This window comes from Caulobacter sp. GW821-FHT10F06, assembly GCF_058809215.1.
The window spans coordinates 514489-536241 of the sequence record NZ_JBXASK010000001.1 but is presented as its reverse complement, the minus strand read 5'-3'; the positions used below and the strand labels follow the sequence as shown (position 1 = coordinate 536241).

Sequence of the window (21753 nt, the reverse complement as noted above, 5' to 3'; positions counted from 1 at the left end):
ACCTTGCACTTGAGAGCGATTATCAAGTCGCGCTCATAGGAAAGATCGCAGGTCGGGGTCAAGGAATAATGCGATTGACTCGCATTATTACGAGAGATTTCACGTGGCTTACATCAGGTGGCGCGGATGGCCTCAGCCCTTCAGAGACTTCAGCATCTGCTCGTGGGCATAGGCGGCGATATCCAGCAGGGCCAGGTCCAGGGCCGTCTTGACGGCCTCCAGGCTCTCCTGCCCCGCCTCGGCGCGTTCGCAGACGTCGCCCAGGGCGAAGGCCCCCACCCCGCGCGCGGCGCCCTTCACGGTGTGCACCGCGTCACGCCAGCCGGCATGGGTCGGGTCCAGCATCGGGGTCCACATCGAGGCCTGTTCGCGGAACAAGGCCAGCACCTCGTCGACCACCCCGGAATCGCCTGCAGCGAACCCTTCCAGATAGCCAAAATCGACCGCGCCGCTGATGTCTCGTCTGGCCATGAAATAGTCTCTTGCGTTCCAAAAATCTTTGCGTATGTTCCGCGCCTCGCCGCCGAGGCAAACCACCGCTTCGGGCCGCGCGGGCGCATAGCTCAGTTGGTAGAGCAGCTGACTCTTAATCAGCGGGTCGTAGGTTCGAATCCTACTGCGCCCACCACTTTCTCCACGAATTCAACACCTTGAAAACCACCCCTCCGGGGACCCACGCCAGGTCCGTCGGCGACGACGGCTGTCCGACGCGCAAGCGTCGGCCCCTGGCTACGACAAGCGCCGGGCAATGACCAGTCGTTGGGAAATCTGGCGGACCATCTCCCGCGCGGCGCTCGCGCCTGGGGTCGAGCCCAAAAAAGAAGGCCCGACCTTTGCAGGCCGGGCCAGTCATTAGGGAGGAAACGCCCAGGAAGGGCAGAGGCGCGCTCGGCGCGTCTCACAGGTGGGTACTTAAGCTGCCTGGCGTTTCGTTCAAGGGGCCATGATGACGCAGTTGCGAAAAGATCGCGTCAGGCCTCGCTTTTCAGCACCACCGCCGAAGCCTTGAGCCCCTTGGCGGTCGCGGTGACTTTCAAATCGCCAGCCTGACCACGTCGTGTGCGCACGATCGCCTGGCACAGACCGTTGAACGCCTGGCGCTGACTGGCCTGGTCCGGCTCGTGGCTGGTCGGGTTTCCGTTGCCCACGCCGACCACCTGCCCCGGTCCCGTCACCTCGAACGACACCAGATCGTCGGCGCGCGGCGCGGGACGGCCCTTGGCGTCCAGCACCTCGACCTTGAAGATCGCGACGTCCTGGCCGTCGGCCTTCAGCCGCGAGCGATCGACGGTCAGGCGCAGGGCGGCGGCCGGACCGGCGGTCTCTCGGCGCTCACGGAGAATGACCTTGCCGTTCTTGTAGCCGTGGGCCTCGAGCACGCCCGGCGCATAGGGCACGGACCACTCGACGTGATGATTTCGGACCACCTCGCGGACGCCCTGACTCTTGCCGTTCAGGAACAGCTCGACCTTGTCGCAATTGCTGTGCGCCCACACCGCGATCGGCTGGCCCTGGCCTTCCCAGTTCCAGTGCGGCAGCAGGTGCAGCAGCGGCTCGGGCCGCCACCAGGCGCGGTAGTAGAAGTAGTTGTCCTTCGGGAAGCCGCAGGTATCCAGCGCGCCGAAGTGCGAGCTGATGCTGGGCCAGCGGTTGAAGGGCGTCGGCTCGCCGCGATAGTCGAAGCCCGTCCAGATGAAGCCGCCGCCCATCCAGGGCCGGTCGGCCGCGTGGCTCCACCACTTCTCGGCGGTCGTCGCCCACCACGGGTGTTCGGTGTCGTAGGCCGGGACGTAAGACTTGGCGTCGTCGCGAGCATATTCGCCACGCGTGGCCACGGTGCTGGCGCTCTCGGTGCCGATGATCGGCAGCTTCGGGAAGCGGGCGTGGAAGTCGTCCATCTTCTCGTGGCGATAGTTGAAGCCGATGACGTCCAGCGCCTCGGTGATGCCTTCGCCAAAGCCCGAGTCCATCGCCGCCACCACCTGACGGGTGGGGTCGAGGCGGTTGACCAGGCGCTTCAGGGTCCTGGCGACCTTCAGCCCCCGCGCCGTGCCCTGCTGCGGCTCCTCGTTGCCGATCGACCACAGGATGATGCTGGGATGGTTGCGGTCGCGCCGCACCAGGATCTCCAGCTCTTCCAGCGAGGTCGCGTCGCTGGACATCCGGCGGGTCTCGTCGATCACCAGCACGCCCAGGCGATCGCAGGCGTCCAGCAGTTCCGGCGTCGGCGGATTGTGCGAGGCGCGATAGGCGTTGCAGCCCATGCTCTTCAGCTGTTCCAGCCGCCAGACCTGCAGCGCGTCCGGGATCGCCGCGCCGACGCCGGCATGGTCCTGGTGGTTGCAGGTCCCCTTCAGCTTCACCGGCTTGTCGTTGAGGAAGAAGCCCAGATCCGGATCGAAGCGGACCGATCGGACGCCAAAGCGGCTGACGAAGCGGTCGACCACCGCGCCGCCGACCCTGGTCTCGGTGACCAGCGTGTAGAGATGCGGGGTCTCCAGCGACCACAGGACGGGGCTGGCCAGCTGAACGGTCTGCGACAGGCCCTGGCGCTCCCAGGCCGGCAGACGGCCGGCGGCGGGGGCCACGGCCAGGACCGGCTTGCCCGAGGCGTCCAGCACCGCGTGCGAGACCTCGAAGGCCGCCGCGGCGTCGCCCTCGTTGATCAGGTCGGTGTCGATCTCCAGCTTGCCGTCTACGCTGGCGCGGACGGTGACGCCCCAGCGCGGCACGTGGACGGGGGCGGTCTTGACCAGCCACACATGGCGATAGATCCCCGCCCCTTCGTAGAACCAGCCCTCGCCCAGGCTGGCGTCGACGCGGACGGTCAGGATGTTGTCGCCGCCCAGCACCGCCAGGTCGGTGATGTCGACGCGGAACGGCGTGTAGCCGCTGTCGGCGCGCTCCAGGATGTAGCCGTTGAAGATCACCAGGGCGTCGCGGAACACGCCGTCGAACTCGATCGACAGCCGCTTGCCCGCGTCGCCGGCCGGCAGGGCGAAGGTCTTGCGGTACCAGCCGACGCTGGTCTCGGGGAACTCGCGGCCCAGCGGCTTGTAGCCATGGGCGGCGCGCAGGTCTTCCTCGTCCGGCTTGCCGGTGGGGACGTAGTCGGGGTTGTTCACGAACGGCAGCTCGACGCCCCAGTCGTGCGGCAGGGTCACCGACGCCCAGGCGCTATCGTCGAAGTCCTTCTGCGGCGCGGCGGCCACCCACCAGTTCGGTGCGCTGGCGCCGGACTTGGCGTAGGTCCGCTGGTTGGCCCCGAAGCCGAAGTCGCGGGCCGGGTCCTGGGCGTGGCCCAACTTGAACTTCCAGTCGAAGTCCAGGGACGTGCGCTCGCGCGGGCCAAGATCGATGGCCGGCGACGCAGGCGCTGTCGGCGCGGCGGCCGTGGCGGAAGACGCGGCGGCCAGGGCGGCGGCCCCGGCGGTGGCGGCCAGGGCTTGGCGGCGGCTGAGTTCGACCATGGGAACCTCACGCTAAAAAAATGGGGAGGAAGCGCGGAGCTTCCTCCCCAGTCGCAGGATCATCGGGGAGGAGTGATGAATCCCAAAGGGTCCGCGACGACCGCCGCCCGGCTCGGCGGGGCGGCGGCGCGCGAAAGAGGAGACGACGGACCTAGAACTTGATGGTCACGTCGGCCAGGAAGCGACGGCCATAGACGTCGTAGCGGCCGATCCGGTTGGGATCGTTGTCGCGATACATCCGCAGCGCCTCGTTGGTCAGGTTGTTGACCTGGAAGCGTACGCCGACGTGGTCGCTGACCTGGTAGGACGAGCTGAAGTCGAGGGTCTTCTCGCTCTCCAGGGTCTGCAGGTCCGCGCCGCTCCAGCCGTAAATCACGGTCATCGGGCTGTGATACTTCCAGCCCAGGCGGGCTTCCAGCGGACCGGCGGCGTACCACAGGTCGACCGTGGCGGTGTTCTTGGCCAGGCCCGTCATGCTGAGCGGGTTATTGGCCGGCGAGAACTCCTTCAGGTTCGACTGCACATAGGCGTAGTTCGAATAGATACCGAACTTGCTGAGCGGACCGGGCAGGAAGAAGAACGGCGTCTGGAAGGTCAGCTCCGCGCCCTGGATGTGACCGCTGCCGCCGTTGGCCGGGCTGGCGACCGTGTAGGTCTGGCCGCCGAAGGTGGCCGGGCTCTGCTTCCAGCCGATGTAGGAATCCACGGCCTTGTAGTAGTACGACAGGGCCACAAGGGCTTCGGGACGGAAGTAGTATTCGGCCGAGGCGTCGAACTGGGTGGCCTCGAAAGGCTTCAGCTTGGGATTGCCGGCGCTGCCGGTCCAGGGCGACCAGTTGGCCAGGGTGCGGCTGGCGCGCAGCTCGTCCAGCGGCGGACGGGCGATGACCTTGGCCAGGCCCAGGCGCACGACCTTGCCGTCGCCGAAGTCGAACTTGGCGTTCGCCGAGGGCAGGAAGTCCGTATACTCGTTGTCGACCGTCACCGGGGTGAAGGCGCTGGCGGTGTTCTGCTGCTGGCCGTCGCTGCTGGTCTCGGTGTGGACCAGACGGGCGCCGATGTTGCCGCTGACCCACGAGCCGGCGAAGCCGTCGGCGGCGAAGTTCAGCTTGCCATAGCCTTCATAGACCTTCTCGTTGACCGACCAGCGCTCGGCCAGTTCCTCGGTCGCCTTGGAGACGTCGAAGGCGTTGGCGCCGTAGGCGATGGCCGCGATCTTATCGATGTCGCCGGTCAGGATGGCCGGGACATTGGCGCCGTCGCTGAGCGTGTAGGCCGTCAGCAGGCTGGCCGGAACCGTCGCGCCCGTGGCGGTCGGAGCGAAGCTGTAGCTGTTGTGGTCCTTGGTGCGGTCCGAAAGGCGCGCGCCGAACTGCAGGCTCTTGAAGACGCCCTCGCCGAAGTCACGGGTGAAGTCGAGGGCCGCGGCCTTCAGCTCGTCGTTCAGGTGCTCGGGGCCGTCGTACGAGCCGGCCAGATCGGCCGTCTGCGACAGGCCGAGACTGTCCTGGCTGGTGGTGATGGTCGGCGTCTTGCCGGCCCGCCAGTCGAAGCTGGTCCAGGTCGGATAGGCCTCGAAGCGCACGGCCTTCCAGGTGTTTGTCCGCTTGGCCTTCGAATAGGAGACGTCGCCGGTGACGGTCCACTGGTCGCCGGTCCACTTGCCGTTCAGGCCGCCGGCGAACAGGTCCTTGTCCTCGGTGTACTTGGCCAGGACCGTCTGCACCGAGCTGTAGGGCAAGGTGGCGGCCACAACGGCGTTGTTGATCAGCGTGAAAGACGCGCCGGCGGCGTGATAGTCGCCGTCGTTCCAGCCGGTGTTGGTGCCGTCGCCCTTGTTCCAGTTGCCCCAGTTGTTGGCGCCCCAGACGGTCTGGTCCTGGACCTCGGTGATCTTGATCTTCGAATAAAGGGCGTCGGCCTTCAGTTCGAAATGGTCGGTGGGCTTGTACTGCAGGCCGCCCGAGACGCCGGTGCGCTTCTGGTCGATGCGGCTGGCCGACATCTGCGCGCCCCACGGCGTGTAGTCGACCTTGCCGTCGCGGTTCAGGTCGCTGCTGTAGTCGCTGGCGCCGGCCGGGGGACGGGCGTTGGAGTCGTTGTAGCCCCACCCCGTGAACGAGCCGTAGCCGTTCTTTTGGCGCTGGCCGGTCACACCGACGACGACGGCCAGATCGTCGTTGAGCTTGTGAACCCACGAGCCCGAGGCGCGATAGCCGGTGGTGCTGTAGTTCGGGATGTCCTTGCCGCCGTCGTAGAACACCGGGCCGGCGCGCAGCACGAATTCGGGACCACGATAGTCCAGCGGCGCGATCGTGTTGATGTTGATGGTGGCGGCCACGCCGCCGGCGATCAAGTCGGCCGACTGCGACTTGTAGACCTCGACGCCGGACACGACTTCCGAGGGATAGATCTCCCAGCGGACGTTGCGGTCGGGCTCGCTGGAGGCGACTTCGCGATTGTTGATGGTGCCCAGCACCAGGCGCGCGCCCAGGCCGCGGACGACGGCCTGGCTGTCGTTGCCGCGGTCGCGGGTGGCGTTGACGCCCGGCAGGCGAGCGATGGATTCGGCGATGGTGACGTCCGGCAGGACGCCGATGTCCTTGGCCGAGATGGCTTCGACGACCTTGTCGGAGCCCTGCTTCACGGCCAGGGCGTCGCGCATGCTCTTGCGCACGCCGGTGACGACGACTTCTTCGACTTGAGCGGTTTCCGGAGCGGGCGGTGCGGTCTGGGCGTGGACGCCGGTCGCGGCGGCCAGGGTGAGACCGCTGGCGGCGGCGAGCAGGATGGCGTGACGAGTCATGGATTCCCCCGATTGCGATTGCGCCGCGCCTCGTTGGACGCAGCTGCTTTGTGGCTTCGATGGTGAGAGGGCCAGCGCGGACACCCGCTGGATCAGTGAGGCGCGGTCCCCGCTGGCGAAGAAGGGCGCGCCGAATGTGATGTCGCGCCTCTGACGGGCGCTCCCGGTTCAGGCTTGGCCGGACCGGAAGTGCTATTTATCATACCAATCACATCTGACAAGCGTCAGGACGCGGACGCCAGCGGGACCACCGTGGCTCCCTTCCCGACCGTGGTCTGCAGGGCCGTCGCGTCGGCGACGCCCTCGGCAGTGACCGCCGTGCCGACCGTGACCTTGGCGCCCGGCATCAGGCGCGTGCGATAGATCCAGAAGGCGCCCTCGCGGCTCATGGCCCGCGCGCCGATCCCGCCCAGGAAGTCGCCGTCGATGAACCGTGCGGCCTCGGCGCCGGCCGGGACCCGGAACTCGACATCGACCGGATGGACGTAGGGCGTCTTCAGCCAGTCGACGCCTTCCAGGGCCTGGCCCTTGAAGTCGAACAGGGCGGCGTTCTCCCAGTTGGACCCCACGCCCCAGCGGGTCTTGCACTTCGTCGAGACCCAGGACGGCTCCCAATAGACGACGCCCACGCCGCCGCTGGCGAAGACCAGCTGGGTCAGGTCGGTGAGGTACTTCTTCTGGCCCGCCGGTGTGGCCGGATAGCCGGCGATCAGCGAGTCCTCGCCCAGCAGGTTGGGCGAGCTGTCGGCGCCGGCGTTGGTGAACGGATAGGCCGTCTCGACCACCAAGACGTCGGCCTTGTAGCTGTGGCGCAGGCGGTTGATCGTCTCGCCCAGCTGGCTCATCGAGCGCTTGGACCACTTGCTGTAATAGCTGATGCCGATGAGGTCGAAGTCGGTGACGCCGGCCTTTTCCGCCGCCGCGAACCAGGGCTCGACGTTCTCCGGCTGGGCGATATGCAGCATGATCCGGGGCTTGATTTTCGACGTCGCGCTGAAGTCGCGGACGGCCTTGATCCCGGCGTTGAACAGCAGGGCGTTGCGATCCCAGTGGATCGAGTCCTTGGCCTTTTCCAGGCTGGAGACGATCTCGCCGTTGGTCTCGTTGCCGACCTGCACCAGGTCTGGCGTCAGGCCTTCGCGCTCGAGCTCGGCCAGGGTGTCGTGGGTGAAGGCGTAGAGCGCCTTGGCCTGGTCTTCTGTCGACAGCTTGGCCCACGCCTTGGGGGCCAGCTGCTTGTCGCCATCGGCCCAGTCGTCGGAATAGTGGAAGTCCAGCAGCACCTGCAGGCCGGCCGCACGGGCCCGGGCGATGCTCTTCTTGACGTCCTTGAGATTGGAATAGGACGTCCAGTCCGGGTCGTTCCAGATGCGGATCCGCGCCAGGTTCGCGCCCGCCGACTTGAAGAAGGCGTACTGCTCGACCGTCTTGCCGCCCGCGCGATAGACCGCGCCGCAGTCGTCCATCTCGTTGGCGTAGGAGATATCGACGCCGACATAGGACGGCGGCTGGGCCGCCCGGGCGGGCGTGTTGAGCAGCATCGCCGAGGCCAGAAGGCCCACGCCCAGGGGACGGATCATGCTCGTGCTCCATAGCCGCCAGGATCGGCGCGCGGCTCTTATGGGCACATTTGTAGTATCAATCAACCAATCAGGCGGACGGTCCCAGCACGCGCGGGTCGTTCTCCAGGCTCGACGTATCGAAGCCGTGATAGAGCGACAGAAACCGGAACGGGTGCTCCTGGTAGGTCTCGAACATGATGTTGTTGATGTCACTGGCGGTGTCGAAACATCCCAGCCTGACCTCGGGCGCGTGCCGGGTCAGGTGATGCCGGCCCAGCAGCAGCGCCACCTGGTCGATCCAGCGGGTGACGATCGGGCGGCTCAGGCGGTCGTCCAGATAGGCCCTTAGCCAGCGCAGCAGGATCGCCGTGCTTGGGGTCGGATTGACCAGCAGCAGGTTGGCGGTGATGCGCGAACCTGCGGCGGTGTTCTTGCCGTTCTCGTTGAACACCACGTCGGCGTCGGTCCACTGCTCCAGGAGGTCGCTGACCCCGCGCTGAAGCAGGAGGTCGATGTCGGAGACGAAGACCGGCCGGCCCAGCGTGTCCAGCAATCCGCCCAGCCGCTGGAAGCGCACCGACTGGAAATGGGCCACAGGCAAGGCGATCAAGCCCTTGGGCGGGGCGTCGTAGCAGAGCGTGGTCACCGCCGAGGCGTCGAAGTCGTCGCCGACGAAGACCAGGCGCTCATCATGGACCCCGACCGCCTTGGCCGCCTCGGCCAGGCGCGCGGCCCCGCCGATCACGTGGATCACCACCAGGCTGGACACGTCGCTGTGGCGCAGCACCGACAGGGCGTACCAGCGCGCATAGAGTTCGACATACTTCTCGTCGGCGGCCGCGAAGAACACGGTCTTGACGTCCAGCCGGTCGGCCAGCGCCTTCAGGCCCGCCGCGTCGAGGCTCTCGCCGGTCGCGGTCAGGTAATGCGACGGCCCGTCGTCGGGCGCGGACGGGGTCGGCGCGACGATGGCCTCGATATCCAGCGAGCCCAGCAGCGCCTGGTAGTGCGCCACCCAGCCCGCCCATTCCGGATCATTGTCCAGGTCGCCGACATCGACCTTGGGCAGCTCGCGCGCCAGGTGGGCCAGCGTGCTGATGTCGTCGTCCGATAGCGGCCTGCAGAGCAGCAGGCTCATGGATTCGTGGAAGTCGCGCAGGCGCACCAGCGGATGGATCGAGGTGTCCGGCGAAACGGCCAGGGCGGCCCGCAGCTTGATCTCGCTCTCCTTGTCGCCCCGAGCGCGCGCGTCGTCGGCCAGCAGCGCCATGGCCCCGGCATGGCCCGGGCTGAGCGCCAGCAGGCGGCGGGCGAACTCCAGCGCCACATCCGTCCGGCCTAGGGCCTGGTTGCAGGCCATGGCCGCCCCGACGGTCTGGGGATTGCCCGGCGTCAGCTCGGCCATGGCCGAGACATAGGGCTCGGCCTGGTCGATCTCGTTGCGCTGCAGATGGAAGTTGAAGGCCTGCGAGCCGCGCGCCGTCTGTTCCTGGATCAGCGGCCAGATGGTCAGGACATCCGGGACGACCGCCTTGGCCTTGGCCAGCGCCCGCAGCGCCTCCAGCACCCGGCCGGCGGCCAGGTGGGTGCGCGAGACGCCGACCCAGGCCTCGTAGGGATCGCCCGCCTCGCCCGCCAGATGCTCGAACAGGATCAGGGCGTCGTCGTGCCGCCCCTGCTCGCGCAGCCGCTGGGCCAGGCCCAGGACGTCGGCCTGACGCGCGCCGGCGGTCGTCGACTGGTTCCGTGGCCGGTCGACGCGCTCGAACAGGACGTCGATCTGCAGCAACGCGTTGTCGCGGATCTGCGGCATGCGGTTGAACTCGACGATGTCGGCGCACTTGAAGCCCATCGCCGCCATCTGCTCGAACACCGCCTCGGGCGTGGCCCCGCCGATGTTGTAGTCGACCAGCGACACCTCGATCAGGATGTAGTCGGCCTTGGACAGAACCTCGCGGCCGCCGACCAGCACGTCGACCTCCGAGCCCTGGGTGTCGATCTTGACGAAGTCGAAGCGCCGGCCCGCGAACAGGTCGTCGATGCGGACCTTGGACACCGGATGGACGAAGGCGGTGTCGTCGTCGAAATATTCGGAGTTCTCGCGATAGAGCGAGCTGCCCGTCGACTGCAGCCACTGGCGGCTGAGATAGAGGTCGGCCGTGCCGCTCTCGTTCGAGGCCGCCACCGCGTGCCGCTCGAACGGCAGCCGCGCCAGGTCGTCCTGGCAATGCGGGTTGGGCTCGATCAGGGTCGGCGCGCAGGCCGGGAACACGGCTACGAACTCGCGGGTGAAGTCACCGACATGGGCGCCGATGTCCAGCAGGGTCCCAGGCGCGTACCCCTCGCGCCGCAGGGCCTCGATGCGCTGGCGGATCATCGGCGGGTCCTCATGCGTCCCGGCGCTCGGCCGTCGCGACGTCGTCCTCGGTCCAGAACCGGTCGTCCGGCCGCATCGGCTTGGCCAGGTGGCGTCGCGTCAGGGCGCCCTTGTAGAGGGCGTCGAAATCGGGCTCGACCTGCATCTCGCGATCGTCGCGATCCAGGGCGATGCCGATGTCGAGATAGGCCTCGAGATTGGCGACGTTGGGCTTGGGCCGCTGGCCGGCCTGATGCTCGGCGGCCATCTCGAAATAGAGGTCCTCGACGCTGCGGACCAGCAGGTCCATGTCGAACAGCACGCAGGTGGCGCGGTTGGCCTCCAGGCGGTCGCTCAGCGCCCGGGCGGCCGCGCGGTCCGCGCCCAGCGCCACGGCGCGCTCGACATAGTCCGAGGCCGCCTCGCAGACCAGCTCGGGCAGGCCGGCCGAACGCACCAGGCTGCCGCAGACCCGTGAGGCGAAGCTGCGGCCCGACAGGGTCAGGACCGGCACCGCCATCCACAGCGCGTCGGACGCCGTGGTGTGGGCGCCGTAGGGCGCGGTGTCGAGGAACAGGTCGGCCAGCGGATAACGGGCCATGTGGGTCGGGTTGGGCTGCTTGGGCGCGAACACCAGGCGGTCGCGGGCCACGCCGCGCAGCTCGGCCTGCTCGCGCAGGCGATCGTTGATCTCGGCGCTGGCCTCCAGCAGCCACAGAACGCTGCCGGGGGTCCGCTTGAGGATCTCCATCCAGCGGTCGAAGGTCGAGGGCGTGAACTTCTGCACGCCGTTGAAGCAGCAGAACACGAAGGCGTCCTCAGGCAACCCCGCCTCGGCCCGCGTCGGCCGCGCGTCGGCCACCCGCCGCTTGCGGTCGTTGGGCTGGTAGCAGGGGATGCGCTTGACCGCCTCGGAGTAGTAGAGCTCGAAATCCTCCGGGATGATCCACGGGTCGCCGATCACATAGTGATGGTAGGGGCTGCCCATGGTGCCCGGATAGCCCAGCCAGTTGACCAGCACCGGCGCCGGCCGGCGCGCGAACACGCCCGTGCGGGAGTCGCGCGTGTGGCCGTTGACGTCGACCAGGATGTCGATCTGGTCGTTGGCGATCAGACGCGCGGCCGCGTCGTCGCTCATCTCGCGGATGTCGGCATAGTGCTCGACGGCCGCGCGGGTGCGGGCGTTGAGGGCGTCGTTGGCGGCGGGACCGCAATAATAGGCGAACACCTCGACCCGCTCGCGGTCGTGCAGCTCGAACAGCTCGGCCATCAGATAGCCGACCGCGTGGTCGCGCAGATCCGACGAGATGTAGCCCACGCGCAGGCGACGGCCGGTCAGGTCGATCGGCGCGTCGCGGCGTTCGGCGACGATGGCCTCGGCCGGGGCTTGGCCCTCGCGCTCGATGAAGCGCGCGGCGACGCCCAGTTGCAGGAACGGATCGTCGGTATAGGCCGCCGCCGACAGCGGATTTAGGCCCAGCATCAGGGTGCGGCGATCGGCGCGCTCCCAGGGCTGCAGCGCCGGCCACTTGCCCTGCCCCATCCGTCCGGCGACCAGCTGGCCGACGGTGTCCATCTGGCTGGGATCCAGGTCCACGCAGCGCCACAGGGCGCTTTCCGCGCGGCCGCCCTGCCCGCCTTCCAGCAAGGCCCGGGCGATCTGCTTGTAGGCCGCGAAGACATAGCCCGCGTTCGAGCCCGTCACCGCCTGGGCGCGGGTGGCGGCCTCGTTCCAGGTGTTGACGGCCAGCTCGAGATTGCCGGCGCGCTCCTGCAGTCCGCCCAGGTTGATATAGGCCGGCAGGAAGTCGGGATTGAGCGTGATCGCCCGCTCCAGGCTGGCCATGGCGTCGGCCGGGCCGCTCAGCGACGACTGCAGCACCGCGCAGTTGAACAAGGCGATGAAGAGCTGCGGATGCTCGGGATTGAACTGGATCCAGACCTTGTAGACCTGCTCGGCCGCCTCGGCCTGACCCGTCGCGGCGAGCTGGCCGACGGTGTTGATCAGGTCGTTGAGCGACAGTCCCTCGGACGTGATCTTCCGGAAGACGGCGAGAACTTCATTATCGGCCATGTTCTTCTCAAGCGCGTGGGTCGAGGCGGACCAGGGCCGACTCGCTCCGCACGATGTTCGCACGTTGGACAGGGCTAATAAATCGCCGGCCGATCAGGGCCTCGACGCCGGCGCCGCGGGATGAAACCCGACGGCGCCGGCGATCGGCGTCTCTTACGAGGCGCCGAGGTAGGCGACGATCTGGTCGTTCGACAGGCTCTGCACCTGGGTCGACGTCAGGGCGTTGGCCTGGGTCGTGGTCAGGGCCGAGATATTGGTCGTCGTCAGTTGATCCAGCTGGGTCGTCGTCAGGCTGGCCAGCTGGGTGCCTTGCAGGAACCCGACCTGGGTCTCGCTGAGACCGCCGATCACCGTGGTCGACAGGGCCGCGACCTGGCTGGTCGTCAGCGCCTGCACCTGGGTGTCGAACAGCTCGCCGATATCCGTGGTCGTCAGGCCCTTCACCTGGGTCGCCGTCAGGCCCTTCACCTGGGTCGTGCTGAGCGCCGCCGTCTGGGTCTCGTTGAGCGCCGAGATGTTGGTCGCGCTCACCGCGGCCAGCTGCGTCGTCGTCAGCGCGCCCACGTGGGTGGCGTTCAGCTCGCCGATGTCCGTGCTCGACAGGCCCGCCAGTTGCGAGGTCGTCAGACCCTTGATCTGGGTGGCGTTCAGCGCCGCGACCTGCGTATCGGCCAGGGCCGAGAAGTTGGTCGCCGTCAGCGAGCCGAGCTGCGTGGCCGAGAGGGCGGCGACCTGGGTCGTCGACAAGGCCTGCAGGGCGGTCGGCGCGAAGGCCGTCAGCTGCGAGGTGTTCAGCGCGTTGACCTGGGTCGCCGACAGCTCACCGATGTCGGTCGTCGTCAGCCCCTTCAGCTGGGTCGTGGTCAGGCTCTTGACCTGGGTGGTGTTGAGGCTCGCGACCTGGGTCTCATTCAGGGCCGAGACGTTGGTCGCGCTCAGCGCAGCCAGCTGCAGAATGGTCAGGGCGGCCACCTGGGTGTCGGCGAGGTCGCCGATGTTGGTGGTCGACAGACCAGCCACCTGGGTGTTCGTCAGACCCTTGATCTGCGTGGCGTTCAGCGCGGCCAGCTGGGTGCTGACCATGGCCGAGACGCCGGCCGGAGCCAGGCCGCCGATCTGGGTCGCCGTCAGCGCGCCGACCTGGGTCGCCGACAGCTCACCGATATCGGTGGTCGTCAGGCCCTTCAGCTGCGTGGCGGTCAGGCCGTTGATCTGGGTGCCGGCCAGGACCGCGATCTGAGTGTCGACCAGGGCCGAAACCCCGGTGGCGCTCAGGGCGCCGAGCTGGGCCGCCGACAGCGCGCCGACCTGGGTCGCCGCGAGGTCGCCGATGTTGGCGGTCGTCAGCGCGCCCAGCTGGGTCGCCGTCAGGCCCTTGACCTGGGTGGTCGACAGCGCCGCGAACTGCGTGTCGGCCAGCAGGGTCAGGTTGGTGGCGGAGAGGCTGCCCACCTGGGTCGCCGTCAGGCCGCCGATCTGGGTGGTCGACAACTGCTGCAGGTTGGTCGACGTGAAGGCGCCGATCTGGGCGGTGCTCAGCGCGCCGATCTGGGTCGAGGACAGCTCGCCCACGTCGGTGATCGACAGACCCTTCAGCTGGGTCGTCGACAGCGCCTGCACCTGGGTGTTGCTCAGTGCGCCGATCTGGGTGCTGTCCATCGCAGAGATGGCGGTGTCCGCGAAGGCCTTCAGCTGATCCGGCGTCAGGGCGCCGACCTGGGTCGAGGACAGCTCGCCGATGTCGGTGACCGTCAGGCCCTTCAGCTGCGTCGCCGTCAGACCCTTGATCTGGGTCGTGCTCAGCGCCGCCGTCTGGGTCTGGTTCAGGGCCGAGACATTGGCCGCCGTCAGGCTGGTCAGCTGGGTCGGCGTCAGGGCCTGCAGCTGGGTGTCGGCCAGTTCGCCGATGTCCGTCGTGGTCAGACCGGCCAGTTGCGGAGCCGTCAGGCCCTTGATCTGGGTCTGGTTCAGCGCCGCGACCTGAGTGTCGGCCAGGGCCGAGAAGTTGGTCGCCGTCAGCGCGCCGATCTGCGAGGCGCTGACCGCGCCGACCTGGGTCGTCGTCAGGGCTTGCAGGTTGGCCGTGTCGAGCGCCGCGAACTGCGCCGTCGTCAGGGCGCCGACCTGGGTCGAGGACAGCTCGCCGATGTCGGTGGTCGTCAGGCCCTTGATCTGGGTCGTCGACAGACCCTTGATCTGGGTCGGCGTCAGGACCGCGATCTGGGTGCTGCTCAGGGCCGAGACGTTGGTCGCCGACAGAGCGCCCAGCTGGGCGACCGAGAGCGCCCCCACCTGGGTTTCCGACAGTTCGCCGATGTCCGTCGCGTTCAGGCCGCCCAGTTGGGTGGCCGTCAGGACCTTGATCTGGGTCGGCGTCAGGGTCGCGACCTGGGTGGTGTCCAGGGCCGAGACGTTGGTGGCCGACAGGTTGGGCAGTTGGGCGACCGACAGGGCGCCGACCTGCGTGCCGGCCAGCTCACCGATGTCGGTGGTGGTCAGGGCCTTCAGCTGCGTGGCGGTCAGGCCGCCGATCTGGGTGGTGGTCAGCGCCGCGACCTGGGTGTCGACCAGGGCCGAGAAGCCGGTGGCGCTCAGGGCGCCGACCTGGGCGGCGCTGAGGGCGCCGACCTGGGTGCTGGCCAGGTAGCCGACATTGGTCGTGGTCAGGGCCGCCAGTTGCGAGGTCGTCAGGCCCTTCACCTGGGTGGTGCTGAGCGCGGCGAACTGGGTGTCAGCCAGCAGGGTGACGTTGGTGGCCGTCAGGCTGCCGATCTGCGTGGCGGTGATGCCGCCGATCTGCGTGGTCGACAGCTGCTGGAGGTTGGTGACCGTCAGGGCCGCCACTTGCGCCGCCGCCAGAGCGCCGACCTGGGTCGACGACAGCTCGGTGATGTCGGTGGTCGAGAGGCCCTTGATCTGGGTCGTCGACAGCGCCTGGACCTGGGTGTTGCTCAGGGCGCCGACCTGGGTGGCGTCCAGGGCCGAGATGGCGGTGTCCGCCAGAGCCTTCAGCTGATCCGCCGTCAGCGCGCCGACCTGGGTGGTCGACAGCTCACCGATGTCGGTGGTCGTCAGACCCTTCAGCTGCGTCGCCGTCAGACCCTTGATCTGCGTGGGGTTCAGCGTCGCGATCTGGGTGCTGCTCAGGGCCGAGACGTTGGCCGCGCTCAGCGAGCTGAGCTGGGCCACGGTCATGGCCTGCACCTGGGTGTCGGCCAGCTCACCGATGTCGGTGGCGGTCAGACCCTTCAGCTGCGTGGCGGTCAGGCCCTTGATCTGGGTGGCGTCGAGCGCTGCGATCTGGGTGTCGACCAGGGCCGAGACGCCGGTCGAGCTCAGGGCGCCGATCTGGGCGGCGCTGAGGGCGCCGACCTGGGTGCTGGCCAGGTAGCCGACATTGGTCGCCGTCAGGTTCGACAGCTGGCCGGTGGTCAGGCCCTTCACCTGGGTCGTCGACAGGGCGGCGAACTGGGTGTCGGCCAGCTGCGAGATGCTGGTCGAGGCCAGGCTGCCGATCTGGCTCGCCGAGAGGCCGCCGATCTGGGTGGTCGAGAGTTGCTGCAGGTTGGTGACCGTCAGGGCCGCCACCTGCGCCGCCGCCAGCGCGCCGACCTGGGTCGACGACAGCTCGGTGATGTCGGTGGTCGACAGGCCCTTCAGCTGGGTCGTCGACAGCGCCTGGACCTGGGTGTTGCTCAGGGCGCCGACCTGGGTGGCGTCCAGGGCCGAGATGGCGGTGTCCGCCAGGGCCTTCAGCTGATCGCCGGTCAGGGCGCCGATCTGGGTCGTCGACAGCTCACCAAGGTCGGTGGTCGTCAGACCCTTCAGTTGCGTCGCCGTCAGACCCTTGATCTGGGTGGCGCTCAGCGCCGCCGTCTGGGTCTGGTCGAGGGCCGAGACATTGGCCGCCGACAGGTTGCTCAGCTGGGTCGCGGTCAGGGCGCCGACCTGGGTCGAGGACAGCTCGCCCATGTCGGTGGTCGTCAGCCCCTTCAGCTGGGTGGCCGTCAAAGCCTTGATCTGGGTGTCGGCCAGGGCTGCGGTCTGGGTCTGGCTCAGCGCCGAGACGCCGGCGGCGCTCAGGGCCGAGACCTGGGCGGTCGTCAGGGCCGCCACCTGCGTGTCGAGCAGCTCACCGATGTCGGTGGTCGTCAGACCGGCCAGTTGCGAGGTCGTCAGACCCTTGATCTGCGTGGCGTTCAGCGCCGCGACCTGGGTGTCGGCCAGGGCCGAGAAGTTGGTCGCCGTCAGTGAGCCGATCTGGGCCGCCGACAGGGCGCCGACCTGGGTTTCGCTCAGAGCCTGCAGGTTGGCGGTGTCGAGGGCTTGCACCTGGACCGTCGTCAGGGCGCCGACCTGCGTCGCCGAAAGCTCGCCGATGTCCGTGGTCGACAGGCCCTTGATCTGGGTCGTCGTCAGACCCTTGATCTGGGTCGGGGTCAGGGCCGCGACCTGGGTCTGGCTCAGGGCCGAGATGTTGGTCGCCGACAGCGAGGTCAGCTGGGCCGTCGAGAGCGCGCCGACCTGGGTCTCGGACAGTTCGCCGATGTCGGTGGCGTTCAGGCCGCCCAGTTGCGTGGCCGTCAGGGCCTTGATCTGGGTGGTCGTCAGGGCCGCGGCCTGGGTGCCGTCGAGGGCGGAGACACTGGCGGCCGACAGGTTGGTCACCTGGGCGGCGCTCAGGGCGCCGACCTGGGTGGTCGACAGCTCACCGACGTCGGTGGTGGTCAGGGCCTTCAGCTGCGTGGCGGTGAGGCCGCCGATCTGCGTGGTCGACAGGATCGCGACCTGGGTGGTGTTCAGCGACGAGAAGCCGCTGGCGCTCAGGGCGCCGACCTGGGCGGCGCTCAAGGCGCCGACCTGGGTGTCGGCCAGGTAGCCGACGTTGGTGGTGGTCAGGGCGCCCAGCTGGGCGGTCGTCAGGCCCTTGACCTGGGTGGTCGACAGGGCCGCGAACTGGGTGTCGGCCAGCAGGGTGACGTTGGTCGAGGTCAGCGAGCCGATCTGGGTCGCCGTCATGCCGCCGATCTGGGTGGTCGACAGCTGCTGCAGGTTGGTGACCGTCAGGGCGCTGACCTGGGCCGCGGCGAGCGCGCCGACCTGGGTCGCGGACAGTTCGGTGATGTCGGTGGTCGTCAGACCCTTCAGCTGGGTCGTCGACAGGGCTTGGACCTGGGTCGTGCTCAGGGCTCCGACCTGGGTCTGGTCGAGGGCCGAGATGGCGGTGTCGGCCAGGGCCTTCAGCTGGTCGCCGGTCAGGGCGCCGACCTGGGTGGTCGACAGCTCACCGATGTCGGTGGTCGTCAGACCCTTCAGCTGGGTGGCCGTCAGGCCCTTGATCTGCGTGGCGTTCAGCGCCGCGACCTGGGTCTGGTCCAGCGCCGAGACGTTGGCGGCCGACAGGCTGCCCAGCTGCGTCGCCGTCATGAAGCCGACCTGGGTCGCCGACATCTCGCCGATGTCGGTGGTCGTCAGACCCTTCAGTTGGGTGGCCGTCAGGGCCTTGATCTGGGTGTCGACCAGGGCCGCCGTCTGGGTCTGGCTCAGGGCCGAGACGCCGGTGGCGCTCAGCGCCGAGACCTGGGCGGTCGTCAGGGCCGCCACCTGGGTGTCGAGCAGCTCACCGATGTCGGTGGTGGTCAGCGCCGACAGTTGCGAGGTCGTCAAACCCTTGATCTGCGTGGCGTTCAGCGCCGCGATCTGGGTGTCGACCAGGGCCGAGAAGGCGGTCGAGGACAGCGCGCCGATCTGCGCGGCCGACATCGCGCCGACCTGGGTCGTCGTCAGGGCCTGCAGGTTGGTGACGCCCAGCGCCGTGGTCTGCGAGGTCGTCAGGGCGCCGATCTGGTTGGCGGTCAGTTCGCCGATGTCGGTGGTGGTCAGGCCCTTCAGCTGGGTGGTCGACAGGCCCTTGATCTGGGTCGTCGACAGCGCCTGGGTCTGGGTTTCGTTCAGGGCCGAGATGTTGGTCGCCGACAGCGAGCCCAGCTGGGCCACGGTCAGGGCCTGCACCTGGGTTTCGGACAGCTCGCCGACGTCCGTGGTGGTCAGGGCCGACAGTTGGGTGGCGGTCAGACCCTTGATCTGCGTCGCGTTCAGCGCCGCGGTCTGGGTCTGGTCGAGGGCCGAGACGCCCGTGGTCGACAGGGCGCCGATCTGGGTGGCGGTCAGGGCCTGCACCTGGGTCGAGTCCAGCTCACCGATGTCGGTGCTGGTCAGCGACTTCAGCTGCGTGGCGGTCAAGCCCTTGATTTGCGTGGCGTTCAGGATGGCGGTCTGGGTGCTGTCCAGGGCCGAGACGCCCGTCGCGCTGAGCGCGCCGATCTGCGTGGCGCTGAGGGCGCCGACCTGGGTGTCGGCCAGATAGCCGATGTTGGTGGAGGTCAGGGCGCCCAGCTGGGCGTTCGTCAGACCCTTGACCTGGGTCGTCGACAGAGCCGCGAACTGGGTGTCGGCCAGCAGGGTGATGTTGGTGGCCGTCAGGCTGCCGATCTGCGTGGCGGTGATGCCGCCGATCTGGGTGGTCGACAGCTGCTGCAGGTTGGTCGAGGACAGCGCGCCGACCTGGGCGGCGCTGAGCGCGCCGACCTGGGTCGACGACAGCTCGGTGATGTCGGTGGTCGACAGGCCCTTCAGCTGGGTCGTCGACAGCGCCTGGACCTGGGTGTTGCTCAGGGCGCCGACCTGGGTGGCGTCCAGGGCCGAGATGGCGGTGTCCGCCAGGGCCTTCAGCTGGTCGCCGGTCAGGGCGCCGATCTGGGTCGTCGACAGCTCACCAAGGTCGGTGGTCGTCAGACCCTTCAGTTGCGTCGCGGTCAGGCCCTTGATCTGGGTGGCGCTGAGCGCCGCAGTCTGGGTCTGGTCGAGGGCCGAGACGTTGGCCGCCGACAGGTTGCTCAGCTGGGTCGCGGTCAGGGCGCCGACCTGGGTCGAGGACAGCTCGCCCATGTCGGTGGTCGTCAGACCCTTCAGCTGGGTCGGGGTCAGGGCCTTGATCTGGGTGTCGGCCAGGGCCGCGGTCTGGGTCTGGCTCAGGGCCGAGACGCTGGCGGCGCTCAGGGCCGAGACCTGGGCGGTCGTCAGGGCCGCCACTTGCGTGTCCAGCAGTTCGCCGACGTCCGTGGTGGTCAGGGCGGCCAGTTGCGAGGTCGTCAGACCCTTGATCTGCGTGCCGTTGAGGGCGGCGACCTGCGTATCGAGCAGGGCCGAGAAATTGGTCGCGGACAGCGCGCCGACCTGCGAGGCGCTGAGGGCGCCGACTTGCGTGGTCGTCAGGGTCTGCAGGTTGCTGGTGTCCAGCGCGGCGAATTGCGCCGTCGTCAGGGCGCCGACCTGGGTCGACGACAGTTCGCCGATGTCGGTGGTCGTCAGACCCTTGATCTGGGTCGTCGTCAGGCTCTTGACCTGTGTCGCGTCGAGGGCGGCGGTCTGGGTGCTGTCGAGGGCCGAAACATTGGTCGCGGTCAGGGCGGTCAGCTGCGCCGTGGTCAGGGCGTTGACCTGGGTGTTCAGCAGCTTGCCGACGTCCGTCGTCGTCAGGTTCTTCACCTGGTCGGCGGTCAGGCCGCGCACCTGGGTGGTGCTGAGGGCGGCGACCTGGGTGTCGGCCAGGGCCGAGACGCCGGTGGTGGTCAGCGCGCCGATCTGGGCGGCCGACAGCGCCTTGACCTGCGTAGTCGACATCTCGCCGATGTCGGTGGCGGTCAGGCCCTTCAGTTGCGTGGCGCTGAGGCTGGCGACCTGGGTGGTCGACAGCTGCGCGACCTGAGTCACGTTCAGGCTCGAGATCTGGCCGGCCGAGAACGAGGCCAGTTGAGCGACCGACAGCGCGGCCACCTGGGTGTCGGCGAGCTCGCCGATGTCGGTGGTGGTCAGGCCCTTGATCTGGCTGGCGGTGATGCCCTTGATCTGGGTGGCCGACAGCGCGCCGATCTGGGTGTCGACCAGGCCCGAGAAGTTGGTCGCCGACAGGACGCTGACCTGCGTCGCGCTGAGGACGGCGATGTGGGAGGTGTCGAGCGCCGCCAGCTGGGTCGAGGTCAGGGCCGCGACCTGTTGCCCGCTCAGGGTGGTCAGCTGGCTGACGTCGAAGACGACGTTAGGCGAGAACTTCGGGATCTGGGTTGTGGCCAGAGCCTTGATCTGGGTCGCCGATAGCGCAGCGACCTGAGTATCCGCCAGGACCTCGATGCCCGAGGTGTTGATCGCTCCGATCTGTGTCGTGCTGAGCGACTGAATCTCGGTCGTGCTGAGCGCTTGGATCGCGCTAGCGGGAAGCGCCGAGATTTGAGCGGCGGAAAGGCTCGAGATCGACATTCAGCTGTCCTGGCCTAGGGTTCGCGCGGGGCCGCGCAACTCTGAACTCAAAATGAATCACCACGCCCCGATTACGCGAGCGTTCACTACTGACCTATTAAGGCGAGCATTTCGGTAACCATATTTTCTTTCCAAGAGGTTTCAACGAGGCACACGGACGCAGGACGCCACGACGGATCGCGGGCCCTGCGAGAAGAGTGAAATCGAGGTTGGGTTTGCTTAAAAAGCCTTGAATATAAGGGCTTCAGACAGCAAGTCGTGTTGGCCATCTGTCCTTGAAAGGACATATTTCGGCCACAGGTGCGAACGCCGTTTCAGATCGGAAACAGAGCCAAAAATCGTCGATGGCTACATTTTGTCGCATTTGCTGATTCGGGGACGGTAACCAAGACCGCCCCTTCAGGGTCAGTCAGCCGACACTCTTTCGACCGTCGCGGCGAACAGATAGCCCTCGTAGCGCACCGTGCGAATCAGTTGGGGGCCGCCTTCGACGTGACTGAGCTTGGACCGCAGCCGGCTCATGGTGACGTTGATCTGCTGCGAACCTGCCCTCGCCTCCCCGCCGCGCGGCCCCTGCATCAGCTGGGCGCGGGTCAGAATCTGCTGGGGCTTGGAGACCAGGGTCCACAGCAGCATGAACTCGGCCGACGATAGATCGACCACGCCGCCGTAGGGGTCGAACAGCTGGTGGGTGGCGACGCTGAGCCGCCAGCCGTTGAAGCGATAGACCGTCGAGCGGTCGTCGTCCTGCCCGACCCGGCCGCATTCGCGGCGACGGCGCATGACCGAGCGGATGCGGGCCAGCAGTTCGCGCGGGCGATAGGGCTTGGCCACATAGTCGTCGGCGCCGATCTCCAGGCCCACGACGATGTCGCTTTCCTCGGCGAAGGCGCTGACCACCACCACGCCCGGGGACGGCGCGCGGTTGCGCAGGCGTCCGCAGACCGAGAGGCCGCCCTCGTCCGGCAGCATGATATCGAGCACGACGACGTCGACCTCGATCTCGCTGAGTATTCGATCCATCTGACGCCCAGAGGACGCCACGACGACTTCGTATTCGTGCTTGGACAGCAGATCGCTCAACGAAGAGCGAGCGTCTTGGTCTGAATCGAGAAGAAGAATTCGTTGGCGCACGGTGGAAATACTTCTGATACCTGGGACATCTTCTG

At 67.8% G+C, this 21753-nt stretch carries 8 protein-coding genes and 1 tRNA gene; 1 reads left to right on the top strand and 8 read right to left on the bottom strand.

Features of this window, described 5'->3' with window-relative positions; translation table 11 throughout:
* Positions 1-132 precede the first annotated feature (132 nt).
* Positions 133-471 (bottom strand): Hpt domain-containing protein, encoded by a 339-nt coding sequence (locus AC1RUS_RS02455; protein ID WP_492912664.1) that lies wholly within the window; start codon positions 469-471, stop codon positions 133-135.
* 81 nt (positions 472-552) lie between these two features.
* Between AC1RUS_RS02455 and AC1RUS_RS02450 the strand changes: the two genes are divergently transcribed.
* Positions 553-628 (top strand) — tRNA-Lys (locus AC1RUS_RS02450).
* Between the two features lie 343 nt (positions 629-971).
* Here the strand turns inward: AC1RUS_RS02450 and galA are convergent.
* The 7 genes from galA to AC1RUS_RS02415 all read right to left on the bottom strand — a co-directional run bounded on the left by galA (position 972) and on the right by AC1RUS_RS02415 (position 21718).
* Positions 972-3470 (bottom strand): beta-galactosidase GalA, encoded by a 2499-nt coding sequence (gene galA, locus AC1RUS_RS02445; protein ID WP_492912662.1) that lies wholly within the window; start codon positions 3468-3470, stop codon positions 972-974.
* 151 nt (positions 3471-3621) lie between these two features.
* Positions 3622-6276, bottom strand: coding sequence for a TonB-dependent receptor (locus tag AC1RUS_RS02440; protein WP_492912660.1), 2655 nt, complete (start codon positions 6274-6276; stop codon positions 3622-3624).
* Between the two features lie 224 nt (positions 6277-6500).
* The gene (locus tag AC1RUS_RS02435; protein WP_492912658.1) at positions 6501-7856 is read right to left on the bottom strand and encodes a glycoside hydrolase family 53 protein; all 1356 of its coding nucleotides are present in this window, start codon (positions 7854-7856) and stop codon (positions 6501-6503) included.
* Positions 7857-7926: 70 nt separating this feature from the next.
* On the bottom strand, positions 7927-10215 hold the full coding sequence (locus AC1RUS_RS02430; RefSeq protein WP_492912656.1) for an FkbM family methyltransferase: 2289 nt from the start codon (positions 10213-10215) through the stop codon (positions 7927-7929).
* Between the two features lie 10 nt (positions 10216-10225).
* Entirely contained in the window at positions 10226-12268 is a 2043-nt protein-coding gene (locus AC1RUS_RS02425) for an O-linked N-acetylglucosamine transferase, SPINDLY family protein (protein ID WP_492912654.1), read from the bottom strand.
* A gap of 153 nt (positions 12269-12421) precedes the next feature.
* Positions 12422-20584, bottom strand: a complete 8163-nt coding sequence (locus tag AC1RUS_RS02420) for an ice nucleation protein (RefSeq protein ID WP_492912652.1) — start codon at positions 20582-20584, stop codon at positions 12422-12424.
* A gap of 405 nt (positions 20585-20989) precedes the next feature.
* Entirely contained in the window at positions 20990-21718 is a 729-nt protein-coding gene (locus AC1RUS_RS02415) for a response regulator transcription factor (RefSeq protein WP_492912650.1), read from the bottom strand.
* Positions 21719-21753: the final 35 nt, after the last annotated feature.

Coding starts and splice junctions, on each gene's coding strand:
- AC1RUS_RS02455 (WP_492912664.1), bottom strand. CDS start 471: ATGGCCAGACGAGACATCAGCGGCGCGGTCGATTTTGGCTATCTGGAA.
- galA (WP_492912662.1), bottom strand. CDS start 3,470: ATGGTCGAACTCAGCCGCCGCCAAGCCCTGGCCGCCACCGCCGGGGCC.
- AC1RUS_RS02440 (WP_492912660.1), bottom strand. CDS start 6,276: ATGACTCGTCACGCCATCCTGCTCGCCGCCGCCAGCGGTCTCACCCTG.
- AC1RUS_RS02435 (WP_492912658.1), bottom strand. CDS start 7,856: ATGATCCGTCCCCTGGGCGTGGGCCTTCTGGCCTCGGCGATGCTGCTC.
- AC1RUS_RS02430 (WP_492912656.1), bottom strand. CDS start 10,215: ATGATCCGCCAGCGCATCGAGGCCCTGCGGCGCGAGGGGTACGCGCCT.
- AC1RUS_RS02425 (WP_492912654.1), bottom strand. CDS start 12,268: ATGGCCGATAATGAAGTTCTCGCCGTCTTCCGGAAGATCACGTCCGAG.
- AC1RUS_RS02420 (WP_492912652.1), bottom strand. CDS start 20,584: ATGTCGATCTCGAGCCTTTCCGCCGCTCAAATCTCGGCGCTTCCCGCT.